Source organism: Streptomyces sp. MS19 (assembly GCF_047200595.1).
GTDB lineage: Bacteria > Actinomycetota > Actinomycetes > Streptomycetales > Streptomycetaceae > Streptomyces.
The window spans coordinates 73,111-88,179 of sequence record NZ_JBJZOH010000004.1; the positions used below are offsets into that span (position 1 = coordinate 73,111).

Consider the following 15,069-nt stretch of genomic DNA (forward strand, 5'->3'; position numbering starts at 1 on the left):
GGGTGCGCGCCCCGGCCGGGCGGCACGGCGCCCGCCGGCGCGCGGACCGGCCCGCCGCCCGGGAGGGACGGCGCCAATCTACCGCCGTCCCCGCCGGGTCCGGTGCCGGTACGCGTCCCGGGGGCGCCGCGCGACGGCATGGTCAGAGCTGCCGCAGCAGCAGGAGCGACCAGGGCGCGAGCGTCCGTTCGAGGCGCAGCACGCCGTCACGGTCGGCCACCACGCTCCACCGGTCGGTGGCCCGCGCCAGCCGCGCCAGCTCCTCGGTCTCCGCGCGCGTCGGCTCCGCCGGGGCGCCCATCGCGCGCCAGGCGCTCAGCGCGTCGCCGTGCGCGCCGTCCAGCACCTCCACGGAGAAACGCGCCCCCGAGGCCAGGCCGCGCACCGTCAGCGTCAGGTCGCGGGGCTCGCCCTTGGCCTGCGTCGCGTCCGCCACCGAGCGGTCGTCGAACGACGCGGGGACCGACAGCGGCTCCTCCGCCGGGTAGTGGTGCACCAGCGCGGTGATCCTGCCGGTGGCCGCCTCGCGCGTCGCCACGGCGTCCTCGGTGCGCTCCAGCAGCGTGTCGCCGAGCGCGGCCAGCATGCGGTACGCGTGGAACGCCGGCTTCGGCACGCCCTGGAGCGTGATCATCCCGAAGCCGCCGTGGAACATCCCGTCGCCCGCGCCGCCCTCCTCGAAGACGTCGGTGAACGTCCAGTAGGCGAGCGAGTCCACGGTGCCGATCGAGTGCAGCACCGACCGCACCACGTACGCGGCGGCGGGCAGCGTGTCGTGCGTGAAGTCACGGGGCGACGAGGAGGAGTTCCACTCGGTGAGGTGGATCTCCGCGTCCGGGTACGGGCCCGCCGCGACGATCTCGCGCAGCAGCGCCAGGTCCTTGGGCGTCGCGTCCTTGCCGCGCGTCAGCTTCTCGCCCTGCCCGTGCTCGTCCAGCGCCCAGTCCGTGGGGTAGGGGTGGGTGGAGACGAAGTCCACGGGCAGGTTCTCGCGGCGGCAGAAGTCGAGGAACGCCTCCACCCACACCGGCCGCCAGTCCAGCGTGTCGATGTCGTCCCGTCCGGCGACGATCCGCTTGTCCACGTCCTCGTTCTCGCCGCCGAACCGCTCGTCGGGCACGAAGTTGGACGTCGCGGGGCCGCCCACGCGCAGCCGGGGGTCGACGGCCTTCACGGCGGTCGCCGTCACGCGGTAGATCTCGAAGTACTCGCTGCGGGTGCCGTGGAAGAAGCCCCAGAGGTTGGCCTCGTTCCACACCTCGAAGTACCAGCGGCTGACCTCGTCGATGCCGTAGCGGGCCACCCAGTGGCGCACGGTCCGGTCGATCAGCGCGCCCCAGCGGGCCAGGTCGGTGGGCGGGGCGCCGTGCGCGCCCCACCAGAAGACGGTCTCCGTCTCCCGGGCCATCGCGCGCGGGCTGAAGCCGAACTCCACGAAGGGCCGCACGCCCGCGTCCAGCAGGGCGTCGAACAGGGCGTCCACGTACTGGAAGTTGTAGACGGGCGTGCCGTTCTCGCGTTCCGTGTAGACGAACATGTCGTCGTGGAACAGGCCGTGGAAGCGCACGTAGTCGAAGCCGCACTCCTGCCTGGCCGTGCGCAACTGCCGCTGCCAGTCGGCGCGCAGGCCCTCGTTGGCGCGTCCCGCGCCGACCACCCGGCTCCAGAAGCGGTCCAGGGGCGTGCCGTCGGCGGCGGCGTCCACGGCGAGTGTGATCGGTGCGGACACGGTGTTCCTTTCGCTGGTCCTCCCGGCCGGGAAGCCCGGCGCGGGGAACAGGATAAATCAAGATGATGGATCGAAGGAGGGGGGAACGGGGGACCGCCGTCAGGGACGCTGGACGCTGCCGTCCGCGTTCCGCAGCAGCGCCCACCGGTCGTGTTCGAGCGGCGCCGTCACCGGGTACCGCCCGGCGGCCGCCTCGTCGAAGTCCACGCCGAGGCCGGGCGCGGACGTCGGCCGCAGCGCGCCGCCCTCCGGCACGTGCGCCCCCGGGAAGACCTCCAGCGTCGCGTCCGTGAACCGCGCCGCCTCCTGCACGCCGAACGCGGGCGAGCTGACGTCGAGCGCCACGTTCGCCGCCATCCCCACCGGGCTCACGTCGCCGGGGCCGTGCGGCGCCGTCCGCACGCCGAACATCTCGCACGCCGCGACCAGCTTCCGTGCCGGCGTCAGCCCGCCGAGGGTGGGAATCCTGATCCGCGCGAAGTCGATCGCCCGCCGCTCCAGCAGCGGCAGGTACTGGTGCGGGTCGGCGTACAGTTCGCCCACGGCCAGCGGTGTCGTGCCCGCCGTCCGCAACTGCGGGAAGTACGCGATGTCCTCGGGCGCCAGCGCGTCCTCCAGGAAGAACAGCTCCGCGTCCTGCACCGCGTGCACCAGGCTCCTGGCCTGCGCGGGCGTCATCCGCTCGTGCACGTCGTGCAGCAGCTCCACCCCGCCGCCCACCAGCTCGCGCACCTTCCGCAGCACCGGCGGGACGTGCCGCAGGTACGCCGTCGAGTCCCACGTCCCCGCGCGCAGCCGGCGCCGCCGCGCCTCGGCCTCGTCGGCCGGGGCCGCGCCGTACGTGTCGGAGCCCGGCACCGACACCTGCACCCGGACGTGCCGGTAGCCGCGTTCCACGGCGGCGAGCACCTTGTCGGCGATCTCCCGGGCGTCGTCGCCGTCCACGTGCGTGTACGCGTCGGCGGCCTCGCGGGCACGGCCGCCGAGCAGGGAGTACAGGGGCAGCCCGGCGACCTTGCCCTTGATGTCCCACAGCGCCACGTCGATGGCGGCCAGCGCGTTGGAGGCCATCGAACCGCCGCGCCAGTAGCCGCTGTTGAGCAGCAGCCGGTGGATGTCCTCGATGTCGTCCGTCCCGCGCCCGGTGAGCATCGGGCCGAGGTAGGAGTCGAGCACGGCGCGGATCGCCACCGTGCGCTGCGGGTCGCTGGCGCAGCCGAGGCCGTAGAGCCCCGGCTGGTCCGTCTCGACGCGGACGATCACGTACGGGCAGCCCTGCGGGGCGCAGACGAAGGTGCGCACGCCGGTGACCCGGGGTGACGTGTCGGTTCCCGACCAGGGCGCGAGGGCGAGCGGCACGGGGGTTTCGGGCGTTTCAGGTGCCATGGGGACGTCTCCACATCGGGTTTCGGCGAGATTTCGGCGTGTGACGAGCATTGACACCGTACATCAAGTCGATTTAGGTTCCGGGGCACGCCGGAGCCCCGTGCACGGCGCCAGGATGAAAGGCCCAACGACGTGACTGGACACCCCCGCCGCCTGGCGCGGCGATGTGTGGCCCTGGCCTCCGCCGTCACCATGACCGCGGTGCTCGCCGCGTGTGGCGGCACGGGCGGCGGGTCGCCCGACGAGCTGGAGATGTGGACGTTCAAGCAGTCCCACGTCCCGGCGCTCGAAGCGGCGGCCGAGCAGTTCCGCCAGGAGACCGGGATCACCGTCAGGATTCAGGCGATCACGCCCGACGACGCGTTCCTGACGAAGGTCGCCGCCGCCGCGCGGACCAACGACCTCCCCGACATCCTCGAAGTCCACTCCAACGGCGACGACCTCACCTTCGGCGGCGCAGGGCTGCTCGAAGACCTGTCGGGCGTCGTGGACGACGAGTGGACCGGCCGGTACCTGCCCGCGGTGGCGAACGAGGGGATCGTCACGCAGCAGTACTACGAGAACTCCCTCACCCCCGGCTCCAAGTGGCTCGGCGTGGCGGAGGGGCAGCGGTTCAGCGTCCCGCTCACCATCGGCACCTTCGGCATCGTCTACGCCAACAAGGAGCGCCTCGCCGAGTCGGGCTACACCGAACCCCCGGCCACCTGGGACGAGTTCATGGAGATGCTCGACACGGTCGGCCAGGACCGCCCCGACGACGGCGGCGTCGCCAACGGCTTCCGCTCCCCGTCCACCGGCCTGGAGTGGCTGCTCCAGCCGATGGCCTACGGCATGCTCGGCGACCAGCCCTACCGCGACCTCTTCTCCGACGACCCCGCCGTCAACTGGGGCTCGGAGAACGGCGTCGCCGCGCTGACCGAGTACGGGCGCATCCAGCCCTACTGGACCCCGGGCACGCAGTCCCTCACCATCGACGAGGCCGACCTCTCGTTCGCCCACGGGCAGTCCACGTTCGACATCGGCGGCACCTTCACCCTCGCCTTCCTGGAGGCGAACGGCTTCGACCCGGACAACGCGATGACGTTCGCCGTGCCGCCGCCCGAGGGCGCCGAGATCCCCGACATGGGCCTCGCGCCGTTCGCCCTGACCGGCCTGTCCGTCACCAAGGACAGCCACAACAAGGACGGCGCCATCGACTTCGTGCGCTACCTGTCCGGCACCGACGTGGCCCAGGACTTCGCCCGCGACGCCCTCGACCTGCCGCCGAACGACCTCGGCCCGGACCCGGAGGAGGCCGTCGGCCCCGTCCTCGGCGCCATGGCCGCCTCGCTCAGCTCGGACGAGGACGCCTACCACGCGGCCGACACGAGCTACCGGCCCAACGCGTACGACTCCGGCCGCGTCGGCGAGGTGCTCGCCGACTTCACGCCACTCGACGAGGGCGATCCGGCCGACGCCGGTCGCAACCTCGCACACCTGATCGAATCCTACTGGTCGGAGCAGCAAAGGTGAGCGTCGACGTCACACCCACCCCCCGGCTCACCGGCCGGCCCGGCGGGAAGGGCCGGAAGGTCAAGCCCCCGTCCACCCCGGCCGCCCGGAGCGCGCGGCGCAAGGAAGCCCTCTGGGGATTCGCCTTCGTCGCCCCCGCCCTGATCCTCTTCGCGGTGATGGGCCTGTACACCGTCGGCTACGGCTTCCTGCTGAGCTTCGCCCAGTGGAACGGCTTCTGGCCCGACTGGAACTGGGTCGGCTTCGACAACTACGCCGACCTCCTGTGGCGCAGCCCCGTCTACTCGCCGATCGTGCACGACGCCGCGTGGAACACGCTGTGGGTCATGATCGCCGTGCCGGTGCTCACCGTCGCCATCGCGTTCCCGCTCGCCGTCGTCCTCAACTCGGTCAAGCGGCTGCGCGGCGTCCTGCGCTCCGTCTACTTCCTGCCCTACGTCACGACCGGCATCGCGGTCTACTTCGCGTGGCAGTACATCCTGGAGCCCAACGGCGCGCTGAACCTGCTGCTGAAGAGCCTCGGCCTCGGCTCGCTGTCCCAGCCGCAGGGCTTCCTCGGCAACCCGGACACCGCCCTGCCGACGCTGATCGTCGTCATGGTCTGGTCGGCGGTCCCGGTCGCGATGCTGCTGTTCCTCACCGGCCTCCAGTCCATGGACGGCTCCCTCCTGGAAGCCGCCCAGCTGGACGGCGCGGGCTGGTGGCGCACGCAGTTCGGCGTCGTGTGGCCCCTGCTGCGCCCGATCACCGCGGTCATCGTGCTGCTGGGCGTGCGGGACTCCCTCCAGGGCTTCCAGATCTTCCTGATCATGACCAACGGCGGTCCGGGCGACGCCACCAACGTCCTCGGCCTGGAGACCTACCGCCTCGCCTTCCTGAACGAGCTCGCCCCCACCCTGGGTCTCGCCAGCGCACTCGGCTGGATCCTCTTCGTGGTGGCGCTGATCGTCGCCTTCGTCAACCAGCGAGCCATGAGGAGGCTGGGATGAGCGCCGGCGTCGTCACCACCCCGCGCCGTACACCCGGCACCCCCCGCGCCGGGCGGGCCCCGCGCAACCCGCGCACGGTCGTCTCCCGCGGCGTCGTCGGCCTGCTCCTCGCGCTGTACGCCGCCATCAGCCTCTACCCGTTCGCGTGGATGGTCTCGGCGGCGTTCAAGGACAGCGAGGAGGTGCTGGAGGGCGGGCACCTGATCCCGCACAACCCGACCCTCCAGACGTTCGCCGACACCTGGAACCAGCTGCACTTCTTCGACTACTTCCTCAACAGCCTCCGGGTCACGCTGCTGACCACCGTCCTGGTGGTCGTCGTCTACGCCGCCGCGTCGTACGCGTTCGCCGTGCTGCGCTTCCCCGGCCGTACCGCCCTGTACCGGCTCTTCCTGGTGCTGCTGTTCGTGCCGGGCGTTGTGACGCTGCTGCCCATCGTGCTGCTGGAGCACGAGCTGAACATCCTGGGCTCGCACTGGGGCCTCGTCCTGCCGTTCGTGAACGGCACGGCGCCGCTCGCCGTCCTGCTGCTGACCAACGCGTTCTCCACCGTCCCCGCCGAGCTGCGCGAGTCGGCGCGGATGGACGGCGCGAGCGAACTGCGGATCTTCGCCTCGATCTACCTGCCGCTGGGACGCCCGGCGCTGATCACGATCGCCCTGCTGACGGCGATCCCGACGTGGAACGAGTACCAGCTCACCCGCGTCTCGCTGAACGACCCGGATTCGTACACCCTGCCGATCGCCCTCCAGGCGATGCAGTCCGAGAGCGTCGTGCAGTACAACACTCTCATGGCAGCTGCTCTGATCCTGGTGGTACCGATCGTGCTCCTCTTCCTCAGCGCCCAGCGCTACTTCGTGAACGGCCTCATGGGGGCGGTCAAGGGATGACCGCCCCGCTCAGCCCCGGCGACCCCGTGCTGGTCACGGGCGCCGCCGGGGTCATCGGCCGGGTCGTGGCCGCGCATCTGGCGGCTGCCGGCTTCGACGTGACCGGCACCGACCGCGTACCGGTCCCGCAGGACGCGCCGCCCGCCGGGCGGTACGTGGTGGGGGACGTCCGCGACCCGGAGTTCGTCGCCTCGTGCCTGACCGGCCCGTCCGGGCCGGTCGCCGGCCTCGTCCACCTGGCGGCGATCCCGTCGCCCGGCGGCGTCCCGGAGGCCGACCTGCTCGACATCAACGTCACCGGCTGCTACACCGTCCTCGACCAGGCGGGCCGCGCGGGCGTCCGGCGGATCGTCACCGCCTCCAGCCTCTCCGCCCTCGGTCTCGCCTGGGCCGGCCGCGACCTCACGCCCCACCACCTGCCGATCGACGAGGAGCACCCCACCCTCGCCGTGGACGCGTACGGGCTCTCCAAGGTCCTGGCCGAGGAGGTCGCCGCCTTCACCACCCGCCGCTGGGGCACGCCGGTGATCAGCCTGCGTTTCCCCTTCGTCGGCGACGGCGACCGCCTCCGGGCGCGGCTGGACGAGGTGGCGGCCGATCCGGCGTCGAACCGCCGCGAGCTGTGGGGCTGGCTCGACACCCGCGACGCCGCCGGGGCGGTCGAGGCCGCCCTGCGGACCGCTGCGGCCGGGCACCACGTCGTCAACGTCTCGGCACCCGACACGGTGGCCGAGGTCCCCACGAAGGACCTGCTGGCCGCCCACTTCCCGGACGTCCCGCTGCGGCGGGACCTGCCGGACCACGCCGGGCTCTACGACACCGCGCGGGCGGAGAGCCTCCTCGGCTTCCGCACCACGCACAGCTGGCGACCCACCGCCTGACACGCCCCACCCCACGAGCCCCCGGCCCGCCAGGACCGGGGGCTCATCCATGCCCGCCCCAAACGTCACTCGGCGCACTTTTTTTGCTTTTTGCCCCGCTTCTCTCCTTTTGCGCCGTTCGGGTGCCGGTCGTAGCGTCGAAGGAGAACGTGTCCCGCGCCGACACAACCGCCCCGCGCGGTGCCGGGCCCCGGACACCCCCGCAGCCGCACCTGAGAGGACGAGTCGCATGACCTTCGTGACCACGCGTGACGGTACGGACATCTTCTACAAGGACTGGGGCAGCGGTCCGCCTGTCGTGTTCATCCACGGCTGGCCGCTCAACGCGGACGCGTGGGAGGACCAGATGAAGCTGGTCGCCGACAACGGGTTCCGGGGCATCGCGCACGACCGCCGCGGCCACGGCCGCTCCGACCAGCCGTGGACGGGATACGACTTCGACACGTTCGCGGACGACCTGCACGACCTCATCGAGTCGCTCGACCTGCGGGACATCACCCTGGTCGCGCACTCCATGGGCGGCGGCGAACTGGCCCGCTACATCGGCCGCCACGGCACGGCCCGCGTCGCCAAGGCCGTCATGGTCGGCGCCGTCCCGCCGGTCATGCTGAAGTCGGACAGCAACCCGGAGGGCACGCCGCAGAAGGTCTTCGACACCCTCAAGGACGGCATCCTGAACGAGCGTGCCCAGTTCTGGATGGACACGGCCGAGATGTTCTACGGCGCCAACCGGCCGGGCAACAAGGTGACCGACGGCCTCAAGCAGTCGTTCTGGCTGATGGCGATGCAGGAGAGCATCGAGGCGGCCGTCGCCTGCGTGGACGCCTTCTCCGCCACCGACTTCACCGAGGACCTGCGGAAGTTCGACATCCCGACACTGCTGATCCACGGCGACGACGACCAGATCGTCCCGATCGACGCGGCGTCGAAGAAGGCCGTCGAGATCATCCCGGACGCGACCCTCAAGATCTACGAGGGCGCCGCCCACGGCCTGGCCAACGTCCCCGGCACGAAGGACTGCTTCAACAAGGACCTCCTCTCCTTCCTCCGCAGCTGACCCCGCCGCGCGAGCAACCCCCGCCTCCGGGACGGGGGTTGCCCGCCCGTCAGCGTGCCGTCGCGTGGTCCTCGCGCAGCATGTCGAGAGTTTCCCGGAGCTGCCCGTGGTCGGTGTGGCCGTACTTGTCCTGGTCGCCCTTGCCCGCGAGTTCCTCCCGGTGGCGGTCGGCGGCGTCCAGGACGTTGCGGCGTGCCTGGTCCTGCGGGCTGTCCGGCTCCGGGTTCGCGCTGAGGTCCCGGGTGCCCTGGGAGATGTACGCGGCCGCGCCGCTGCTGTCCTCCCACTGCTGGCGCAGCAGCCGTCCGGCGTTGTCGGGGTCCCTCAGGTGCTTCGCCGCCGCGTCCTCGTTGAGCGCTGCCGCGTGCAGCAGTCCCGAGCCGCCGGTGTTCTCCACCCAGGTGTCGGGGGACAGTTCGAACAGGAAGTAGTCACGGGGCGCGTACTGCCCGGTCGAGCGTTCCTGGACGTCCACGGCGGCCTTGGCCAACTGGTCGCTCAACGCGGCACTCGGCGGCAGCTCCGCCTCGTTCATGAGGGCCCCGTAGCTGTTCCATTTCTCCAGGGCAGCCTTGAACTCGTCGGTGCCCGGCTCGTGGTCGAACAGCGGACCTTCCCTCGGTTCCGTGAACGCGCGGAGCAGCTGATCCGTCTTATCCTGCATCTCGGCGCTCAGGTAGATACCCCTGTAGTCGTTTTGATCGACGATCTTGCGGACCATGATCAGGCCGTCGGCGATGCCCTGGAGTGCCTCGCGCTGGGTGTCGGCCTGGGCGGGTTCCAGGTGGTCGGTGCCCAGGCTGCCCAGCGCCGTGAGGGTGTCGGAGTCCAGCTTTTCGAAGAAACACAGGACGAACTCGGCTTCGAGGTCGGTCAGTTCGCGTGGCGTTCCACCGCCGTCGCGCAGGTCCCGGGACAGGGCGTTGAGGACGCTGGTCCACAGGCGGAGCTCGTCGGGGTCGGGCCGCTTCCCGTCCGCGAGGAGTTCTTTGACCTTGGCGGCGGCTTCTCTCGCCATGTATACGGAGGACCACAGGTCGAGCGGACCGCCGGCCAGGTCGTACCCCTGCTCGTACAACTCCAGGCCCAGACGCATGAGGGTCCGGCGGTACGTCGCGATCTCGTCGTCGATCTTCTCCTCGGCCTCCTGCGCCGCCGGCGTGAAATCCGCGAGGTGCCTGGCTCTGATCATGGGCAGCAGCGGCTCGGGGTTCTCCTCCCTGGCCCGCGCGTATGACGCCTTCGCCGCTTCCCACTGGGGCCAGAGTTGGCCGTCCAGGATCCAAGTGACCTGGGACACGTGGTGGAGGGCGGTCTCCATGGCGAGCTTCAGGAGTTGTGCGACCTGCTCCATGCCCGTGCCCCGACCCGCGAGGGCGCCGTCGGTGTCGGTCGTGCGCTGGTCGGCGTCGGCGATCGCCGTGTGGTCGAGGGAGCCGGACTCGCCGGAGAGGTTCGAGGCGGCTTCGGCCAGGTCCCCCGCCGTCCTGGCCTCCCCGACCGCCTGCTGGTAGATGGCGGCGGTGTCGGCCATGTCCTCGGGGTCGATCTCCATGACGAACAATTCCACCTTCTTCACCGCCATGAGCAGCGGTTGCACCTCGCCCAGCGCCAGATCCCACCAGTACGACACCATCTGCCTGTGACCTTCCGTTCGCCGACCCGGAAAGGTTAGGTTGATGTCATATCAACTGTCCAATGTCTGAGGTGTTTTCGGCAGCGAACGGCCCAGCCCCCGTGCGGTGCGTCAGCTGTCGCGGCGGGGCAGCTTCCAGCCGGGGCGCACGTAATGGCAGGTGTAGCCGTCCGGGTAACGCTCCAGGTAGTCCTGGTGCTCCGGCTCCGCCTCCCAGAAATCCCCGACCGGCGTCACCTCGGTGACGACGGGGCCCGGCCACAGGCCCGAGGCGTTCACGTCCGCGATGGTGTCCTCGGCGACACGCTTCTGCTCGTCGCTCGCGTAGAAGATCGCCGACCGGTAGCTGGTGCCGATGTCGTTGCCCTGCTGGTTCAGGGTGGACGGGTCGTGGATCTGGAAGAAGAACTCCAGCAGCTCGCGGAACGAGGTCTGCTCCGGGTCGAAGACGATCTCGACGGCCTCGGCGTGCGTGCCGTGGTTGCGGTAGGTCGCGTTCGGCACGTCGCCGCCCGAGTAGCCGACCCGGGTCGAGACCACGCCCGGGAAGCGCCGGACCAGGTCCTGCACACCCCAGAAACAGCCCCCGGCGAGCACCGCGCGTTCGGTCGTCCCAGCCATCCCGTAACCTCCTGCCGCCCATGGCCCGGGACCTCCGCCCCGGAGGCCCCTTCCTCGCGAGAATACGCGCCCGGCGGCCGGTCGGCCGGTCGGGAGCCCGGCCACCTGCCGGGACACCTGGCCACCGGGCGCGGCGGCACCCCGTCCGCCGCGCGGGCTCAGCCGATCTCGAAGGAGCGGCGCGACAGGCCCATCATGTGGCCGTCGATCACCGAACGGGCGGGCCGCGGCGCGTCGCCGGCCGCGCCCAGCGTGACGAACAGCGGCAGGAAGTGGTCCGGCGTGGGGTGCGCGTACGGCATGCCGGGCGCGCGGTCGGTCCAGGCGGACAGCTCGTCCAGGTCCCCGCGCGTCACCGCGTCGGCGGCCCAGGCGTCGAAGTCCGTGCCCCAGCCGGGCACCGTGCGGCCCGCCAGCATCTCCCGGGTCAGGAACGGCAGTCCGTGCACCATGAAGCCCGAGCCGACGACGAGCACGCCCTCCTCCCGCAGCGGCCCGAGGCGGCGGCCCAGGCCGAGCAGCCGCGCCGGGTCGTGCGTGGGCAGGGACAGCTGGAGGACGGGGACGTCGGCAAGGGGATACATCGCCATCAGCGGCACCCACGCGCCGTGGTCGAGGCCGCGGGCCGGGTGCTGGTGCACGGGCTCGGCGTCCGGCATCGTCGCGGCGACGCGGCGGGCGAGCGCGGAGGCGTCCGGCGTGTCGTACCGCATGCGGTGGTAGCGCGGGTGGAAGCCGCCGAAGTCGTACACCAGCGGGGTGTGAGCGGCGGGCGCGGACAGTGTCGGCGGCGCGGTCTCCCAGTGGGCGGAGACGATGAGGACCGCGCGTGGCTTCGGCAGTGACTGCGCCCAGGCGAACAGCGCGTCGATCCACGGCCCGTCGTCGAACAGCGGGGGAGCGCCGTGGCTCAGGTACAGCGCGGGCAGCGGCCCGTCCGCCGGGGCCCACGCCCGATGGGCGCGGGCGCGGGGGAGCGCGCCGGGCAGGAAGGCGTCGTAGGCCCCGGCGGGAACGGCGGGGTCGAGGGGACCGGGCATGCGGCTCGTCAGCCCTTCAGCAGCTCGGCGAGCGTGTCGCGCAGCGGGGTGGTGGGGCGGCCCGTGAGCCGCGCCAGGTCGCCCGGAGTGTCGGCGAGCGCGCCCGCGGCGATGTCGGTCTCCATCCCGGCGAGCATCCGCGCCACCTCCTCGGGCACGCCGTTCCCGGCGAGCGCCGCCGCGTACGCGGCGGGCGTGAGGTCGCGGTGGACGACGGGGGTCCCGGCGACGTCGGCGAGGGTCGCGGCGAACTCGGCCATCGTCCAGGCGGTGTCGCCCGACAGCTCGTACACCGCGCCCGCGTGGGCGTCCCCGCCGGTCAGGACCGCGGCGGCGGCGTCGGCGTAGTCGGCGCGGGAGGCGGAGGCGATGCGGCCCTCGCCGGTGGCGCCGATGACCGTGCCGGTCGCGACGCCCTGGCGGGCGGTGGGGGCGTAGTTCTCGGTGTACCAGCCGTTGCGCAGCAGGACGTGGGGCAGGCCGGAGGCGGCGAGGTACTCCTCGGTGGCGCGGTGCTCGGGTGCGATGGACAGCGTGGTGTCGTCGGCGTGCAGCACGCTCGTGTACGCCAGCAGCCGCGCTCCGGCGGCGCGGGCCGCGTCGATCACGGCCCGGTGCTGGGGTACGCGGCGGCCGACGTCGCTGCCCGACACCAGCAGGACGCGTTCGGCGCCCTCGAAGGCGGCGGCGAGCGTGCCGGGCCGGTCGTAGTCCGCCTCGCGGACCACGACGCCGAGCGCGGCGAGACCGGCGGCCCGCTCGGGGGAGCGCACGGCGGCGACGATCTCCCCGGCGGGCACGCCGCGGCGCAGCAGCGCCTCGACGGCGAGACGGCCGAACGGGCCGGTGGCGGCGGTGACGACGATCATGGTGGTACCTCGTTCTCGTGCGATGAGGTGTGGGGGCGGGGGTGTCAGGGGACGGACGGCAGGGACGGGTCGGGGCCGATCGCGTCGTTGATGCGGCAGCCGATCTCCCGCAGCTGCGCCAGCTGCGCGGCCGTGAGCGGGTCCACCACCAGGCGGCGGACCTCGGCGACGTGCCCCGGCGCGATCGCCACGACCTTGGCCCACCCGTCGTCGGTGAGGGTGGCCAGCGTGCGGCGCCCGTCGGCCGGGTCGGCCGTGCGGCGGACCCAGCCGCGTTCCTCCAGGCGCCGCACGGTGTGCGACAGCCGGGAGAGCGAGCCGTCCGAGCAGCGCGCCAGCTCGCCCATGCGCTGGGTGCGCCCCGGGGCGGTCGAGAGCCCGGCCATGACCTGGTACTCGAAGTGGCTGATCCCGGCGTCCCGCCGCAGCTGGGCGTCCAGCGCGGCGGGGAGCCGTACGACCGTGCTGACGAGCGCGAGCCATGCCCGCTGCTCGTCCTCGTCCAGCCACCTCGCGGTGTCCGCGTCGTCCATGCCCCCACCGTAACTTGAAGCGTCAAGTGAACGGCGGGCGGGCCCGGCCCGTGCCCCTCAGCCCTTCACGGAACCGGCGGCGAACCCGGACGTCACCTGCCGCTGCATGAGCAGGAAGATCAGCAGCGCGGGCAGCGCGAACAGCGTGGAGGCCGCCATCGTGGCGCCCCAGTCGGTGCCGAAGGTGTTCTGGAACGACGTGAGCCACACCGGCAGCGTCCGGCTGTTCTGGTCGTTGATGATCAGGAAGTTGGCGTACGCGAACTCGTTCCACGCCGTGATGAACCCGAACAGCGACGTCGCCATCAGCCCCGGCGCCAGCAGCGGGAACACCACGCGCCGGAACGCCGCCGGCCGCGTACAGCCGTCCACCTGCGCCGCCTCCTCCAGCTCCGCGGGGACCGTCGCGAGGAAGCTGCGCAGCACGACGATGGTGAACGGCAGCGTGATCATGAAGTAGACCAGCGTCAGCGTCGGCAGCCGGTCCAGCATCCCCGCGTCGCGCGACATCAGGTAGATCGGGATGATCAGTGACTCCCACGGTGCCATCTGCGCCGCGAAGACCATCAGCAGGAAGCCGCGCCGCCCCCGCCACCGCATCCGCGCGACGGCGAACGAGGCGGCCAGCGCCACCAGCAGCGCCAGCAGCACCGCGCTGACGGTGACCAGCAGGCTGTTGCGCCAGTACAGCCAGAAGCCGTCCGCCTCCACCGCCGTCCTGAAGTGGTCGAACGTCCAGCTGAACGGCACGAGGCGCGGGCTGTCCGTCTGGATGTCCCCGGTGGGCTTGAACGCCGTGGAGATCATCCAGTACACGGGGAACACGCAGAAGACGAACACCACGACGGCCGCACCGCTGCGCAGCGGGTGGCGCCTGCGGCGGGCCAGGCGCGGGGGAGCGGTGGTGGTCACTGCTCGGCCTCCTGCTTGTAGAGCTGGCGGAAGTAGACGACGAGCACGCCCGACATGAACGCGACGGTCACGACGGACGCGGCGGTCCCCAGGTCGTACCGCTGCGCGGCGAGGGCGGTCTGCACGGCGTAGACCGGCAGCAGCGTCGTGGCGTCCCCGGGGCCGCCCTGCGTCATGACCCAGATCTGGACGAACGCGCGGAACGTCCAGATCACTTCGAGGCAGACGACCAGCATGAAGACGGGCCGCAGCATCGGGAAGGTGATGGAGCGGAACGTCTGGGCCGCGCTCGCCCCGTCCAGGCGCGCCGCCTCGTTCAGCTCGCGCGGCACGGTCGTCAGCGCCGCGTAGAGCGTGACCGCGGCGAACGGCACCGACTGCCACACCACCAGCAGCACGAGGATGGCGAACGCGGCGGGCCCGTTCGCGAGCCACGCGTAGCGGTCGAACGAGTCGAGGCCCAGGCTCGTCAGCGCCCAGTTGACGATGCCGTACTCGGAGTGGAACAGCCACTGGAACACGGTCGTCGCCGCGATCACCGGCATGCCCCAGGCGAGGACGAGGCCGCTGAGGACGGCGGTCCTGCCGAAGCGCCCGAGCCGCGCGATCAGCAGCGCGACGAGCGTCGCGAGCACGACGATCAGCACGACGTTGACGGCCATGAAGAGGAAGGTCCTGCGGACGACCTCCCAGAATCGGGGGTCGGTGAGCAGCGTGCGGTAGTTCTCCAGGCCGACGAACTCGGCGTCGCCGCTGATCAGTTCGCGCAGCCCGTAGCGCTGCGTCGAGATGACGAGGGCGCGCAGCAGCGGGTAGACCAGCAGGAACGCGGCGCCCGCCACCGTGGGGGCGATCAGCAGGTACGGCCACCAGCCGGCGGCGCGTGCGCGGCGGCGCGTACGGGCGGCCCCGCGCCCGGCGCGTCCGCCGGGCGCGGGGGCGTCCGCGGGGGTCCCCGGGGAGGCGGGCGGGGGCGCGGACGCGGTGCTGCGGGGGCCGGTGACCGGCATCGGA

General features: G+C 72.0%; 14 protein-coding genes. 5 read left to right on the forward strand and 9 right to left on the reverse strand.

Annotated elements, in window-relative coordinates:
• Positions 1-142: 142 nt before the first annotated feature.
• Positions 143-1,729: a GH39 family glycosyl hydrolase gene (locus tag ACL02R_RS05895; protein ID WP_412795782.1), complete on the reverse strand. Its 1,587-nt coding sequence runs from the start codon at positions 1,727-1,729 to the stop codon at positions 143-145.
• Between the two features lie 99 nt (positions 1,730-1,828).
• The gene (locus ACL02R_RS05900) at positions 1,829-3,115 is read right to left on the reverse strand and encodes an enolase C-terminal domain-like protein (protein ID WP_412795783.1); all 1,287 of its coding nucleotides are present in this window, start codon (positions 3,113-3,115) and stop codon (positions 1,829-1,831) included.
• Between the two features lie 132 nt (positions 3,116-3,247).
• On the opposite strand from ACL02R_RS05900, the gene ACL02R_RS05905 reads away from it, so the two are divergent.
• The 5 genes from ACL02R_RS05905 to ACL02R_RS05925 all read left to right on the forward strand — a co-directional run bounded on the left by ACL02R_RS05905 (position 3,248) and on the right by ACL02R_RS05925 (position 8,444).
• Positions 3,248-4,627: an ABC transporter substrate-binding protein gene (locus tag ACL02R_RS05905; protein ID WP_412795784.1), complete on the forward strand. Its 1,380-nt coding sequence runs from the start codon at positions 3,248-3,250 to the stop codon at positions 4,625-4,627.
• Complete coding sequence (locus ACL02R_RS05910) at positions 4,624-5,616, forward strand: carbohydrate ABC transporter permease (protein WP_412795785.1); 993 nt, start codon at positions 4,624-4,626, stop codon at positions 5,614-5,616. The genes ACL02R_RS05905 and ACL02R_RS05910 overlap by 4 nt, the downstream gene beginning before the upstream one ends.
• The gene (locus ACL02R_RS05915; protein WP_412795786.1) at positions 5,613-6,506 is read left to right on the forward strand and encodes a carbohydrate ABC transporter permease; all 894 of its coding nucleotides are present in this window, start codon (positions 5,613-5,615) and stop codon (positions 6,504-6,506) included. The genes ACL02R_RS05910 and ACL02R_RS05915 overlap by 4 nt, the downstream gene beginning before the upstream one ends.
• Positions 6,503-7,387 (forward strand): NAD-dependent epimerase/dehydratase family protein, encoded by an 885-nt coding sequence (locus ACL02R_RS05920; RefSeq protein ID WP_412795787.1) that lies wholly within the window; start codon positions 6,503-6,505, stop codon positions 7,385-7,387. The genes ACL02R_RS05915 and ACL02R_RS05920 overlap by 4 nt, the downstream gene beginning before the upstream one ends.
• Before the next feature lie 229 nt (positions 7,388-7,616).
• Positions 7,617-8,444, forward strand: a complete 828-nt coding sequence (locus ACL02R_RS05925) for an alpha/beta fold hydrolase (RefSeq protein ID WP_412795788.1) — start codon at positions 7,617-7,619, stop codon at positions 8,442-8,444.
• 49 nt (positions 8,445-8,493) lie between these two features.
• On the opposite strand, the gene ACL02R_RS05930 is transcribed toward ACL02R_RS05925, so the two are convergent.
• The 7 genes from ACL02R_RS05930 to ACL02R_RS05960 form a co-directional block, all read right to left on the reverse strand.
• Positions 8,494-10,080, reverse strand: a complete 1,587-nt coding sequence (locus tag ACL02R_RS05930; protein WP_412795789.1) for a hypothetical protein — start codon at positions 10,078-10,080, stop codon at positions 8,494-8,496.
• 111 nt (positions 10,081-10,191) lie between these two features.
• Complete coding sequence (gene msrA, locus ACL02R_RS05935; protein WP_412795790.1) at positions 10,192-10,701, reverse strand: peptide-methionine (S)-S-oxide reductase MsrA; 510 nt, start codon at positions 10,699-10,701, stop codon at positions 10,192-10,194.
• A 158-nt stretch (positions 10,702-10,859) separates the two neighbouring features.
• A complete protein-coding gene (locus ACL02R_RS05940; RefSeq protein ID WP_412795791.1) occupies positions 10,860-11,741 on the reverse strand; it encodes a dioxygenase in 882 nt (293 codons plus the stop codon).
• A gap of 8 nt (positions 11,742-11,749) precedes the next feature.
• A complete protein-coding gene (locus tag ACL02R_RS05945) occupies positions 11,750-12,610 on the reverse strand; it encodes an SDR family oxidoreductase (RefSeq protein WP_412795792.1) in 861 nt (286 codons plus the stop codon).
• Positions 12,611-12,654: 44 nt separating this feature from the next.
• Complete coding sequence (locus ACL02R_RS05950; protein ID WP_412795793.1) at positions 12,655-13,143, reverse strand: MarR family winged helix-turn-helix transcriptional regulator; 489 nt, start codon at positions 13,141-13,143, stop codon at positions 12,655-12,657.
• Positions 13,144-13,200: 57 nt separating this feature from the next.
• Entirely contained in the window at positions 13,201-14,055 is an 855-nt protein-coding gene (locus ACL02R_RS05955; RefSeq protein WP_412795794.1) for a carbohydrate ABC transporter permease, read from the reverse strand.
• Positions 14,052-15,065, reverse strand: a complete 1,014-nt coding sequence (locus ACL02R_RS05960) for a carbohydrate ABC transporter permease (protein WP_412795795.1) — start codon at positions 15,063-15,065, stop codon at positions 14,052-14,054. The genes ACL02R_RS05955 and ACL02R_RS05960 overlap by 4 nt, the downstream gene beginning before the upstream one ends.
• Positions 15,066-15,069: the final 4 nt, after the last annotated feature.

Coding starts and splice junctions, on each gene's coding strand:
- ACL02R_RS05900 (WP_412795783.1), bottom strand. CDS start 3,115: ATGGCACCTGAAACGCCCGAAACCCCCGTGCCGCTCGCCCTCGCGCCC.
- ACL02R_RS05915 (WP_412795786.1), top strand. CDS start 5,613: ATGAGCGCCGGCGTCGTCACCACCCCGCGCCGTACACCCGGCACCCCC.
- ACL02R_RS05920 (WP_412795787.1), top strand. CDS start 6,503: ATGACCGCCCCGCTCAGCCCCGGCGACCCCGTGCTGGTCACGGGCGCC.
- ACL02R_RS05925 (WP_412795788.1), top strand. CDS start 7,617: ATGACCTTCGTGACCACGCGTGACGGTACGGACATCTTCTACAAGGAC.
- ACL02R_RS05930 (WP_412795789.1), bottom strand. CDS start 10,080: ATGGTGTCGTACTGGTGGGATCTGGCGCTGGGCGAGGTGCAACCGCTG.
- msrA (WP_412795790.1), bottom strand. CDS start 10,701: ATGGCTGGGACGACCGAACGCGCGGTGCTCGCCGGGGGCTGTTTCTGG.
- ACL02R_RS05940 (WP_412795791.1), bottom strand. CDS start 11,741: ATGCCCGGTCCCCTCGACCCCGCCGTTCCCGCCGGGGCCTACGACGCC.
- ACL02R_RS05945 (WP_412795792.1), bottom strand. CDS start 12,610: ATGATCGTCGTCACCGCCGCCACCGGCCCGTTCGGCCGTCTCGCCGTC.
- ACL02R_RS05950 (WP_412795793.1), bottom strand. CDS start 13,143: ATGGACGACGCGGACACCGCGAGGTGGCTGGACGAGGACGAGCAGCGG.
- ACL02R_RS05960 (WP_412795795.1), bottom strand. CDS start 15,065: ATGCCGGTCACCGGCCCCCGCAGCACCGCGTCCGCGCCCCCGCCCGCC.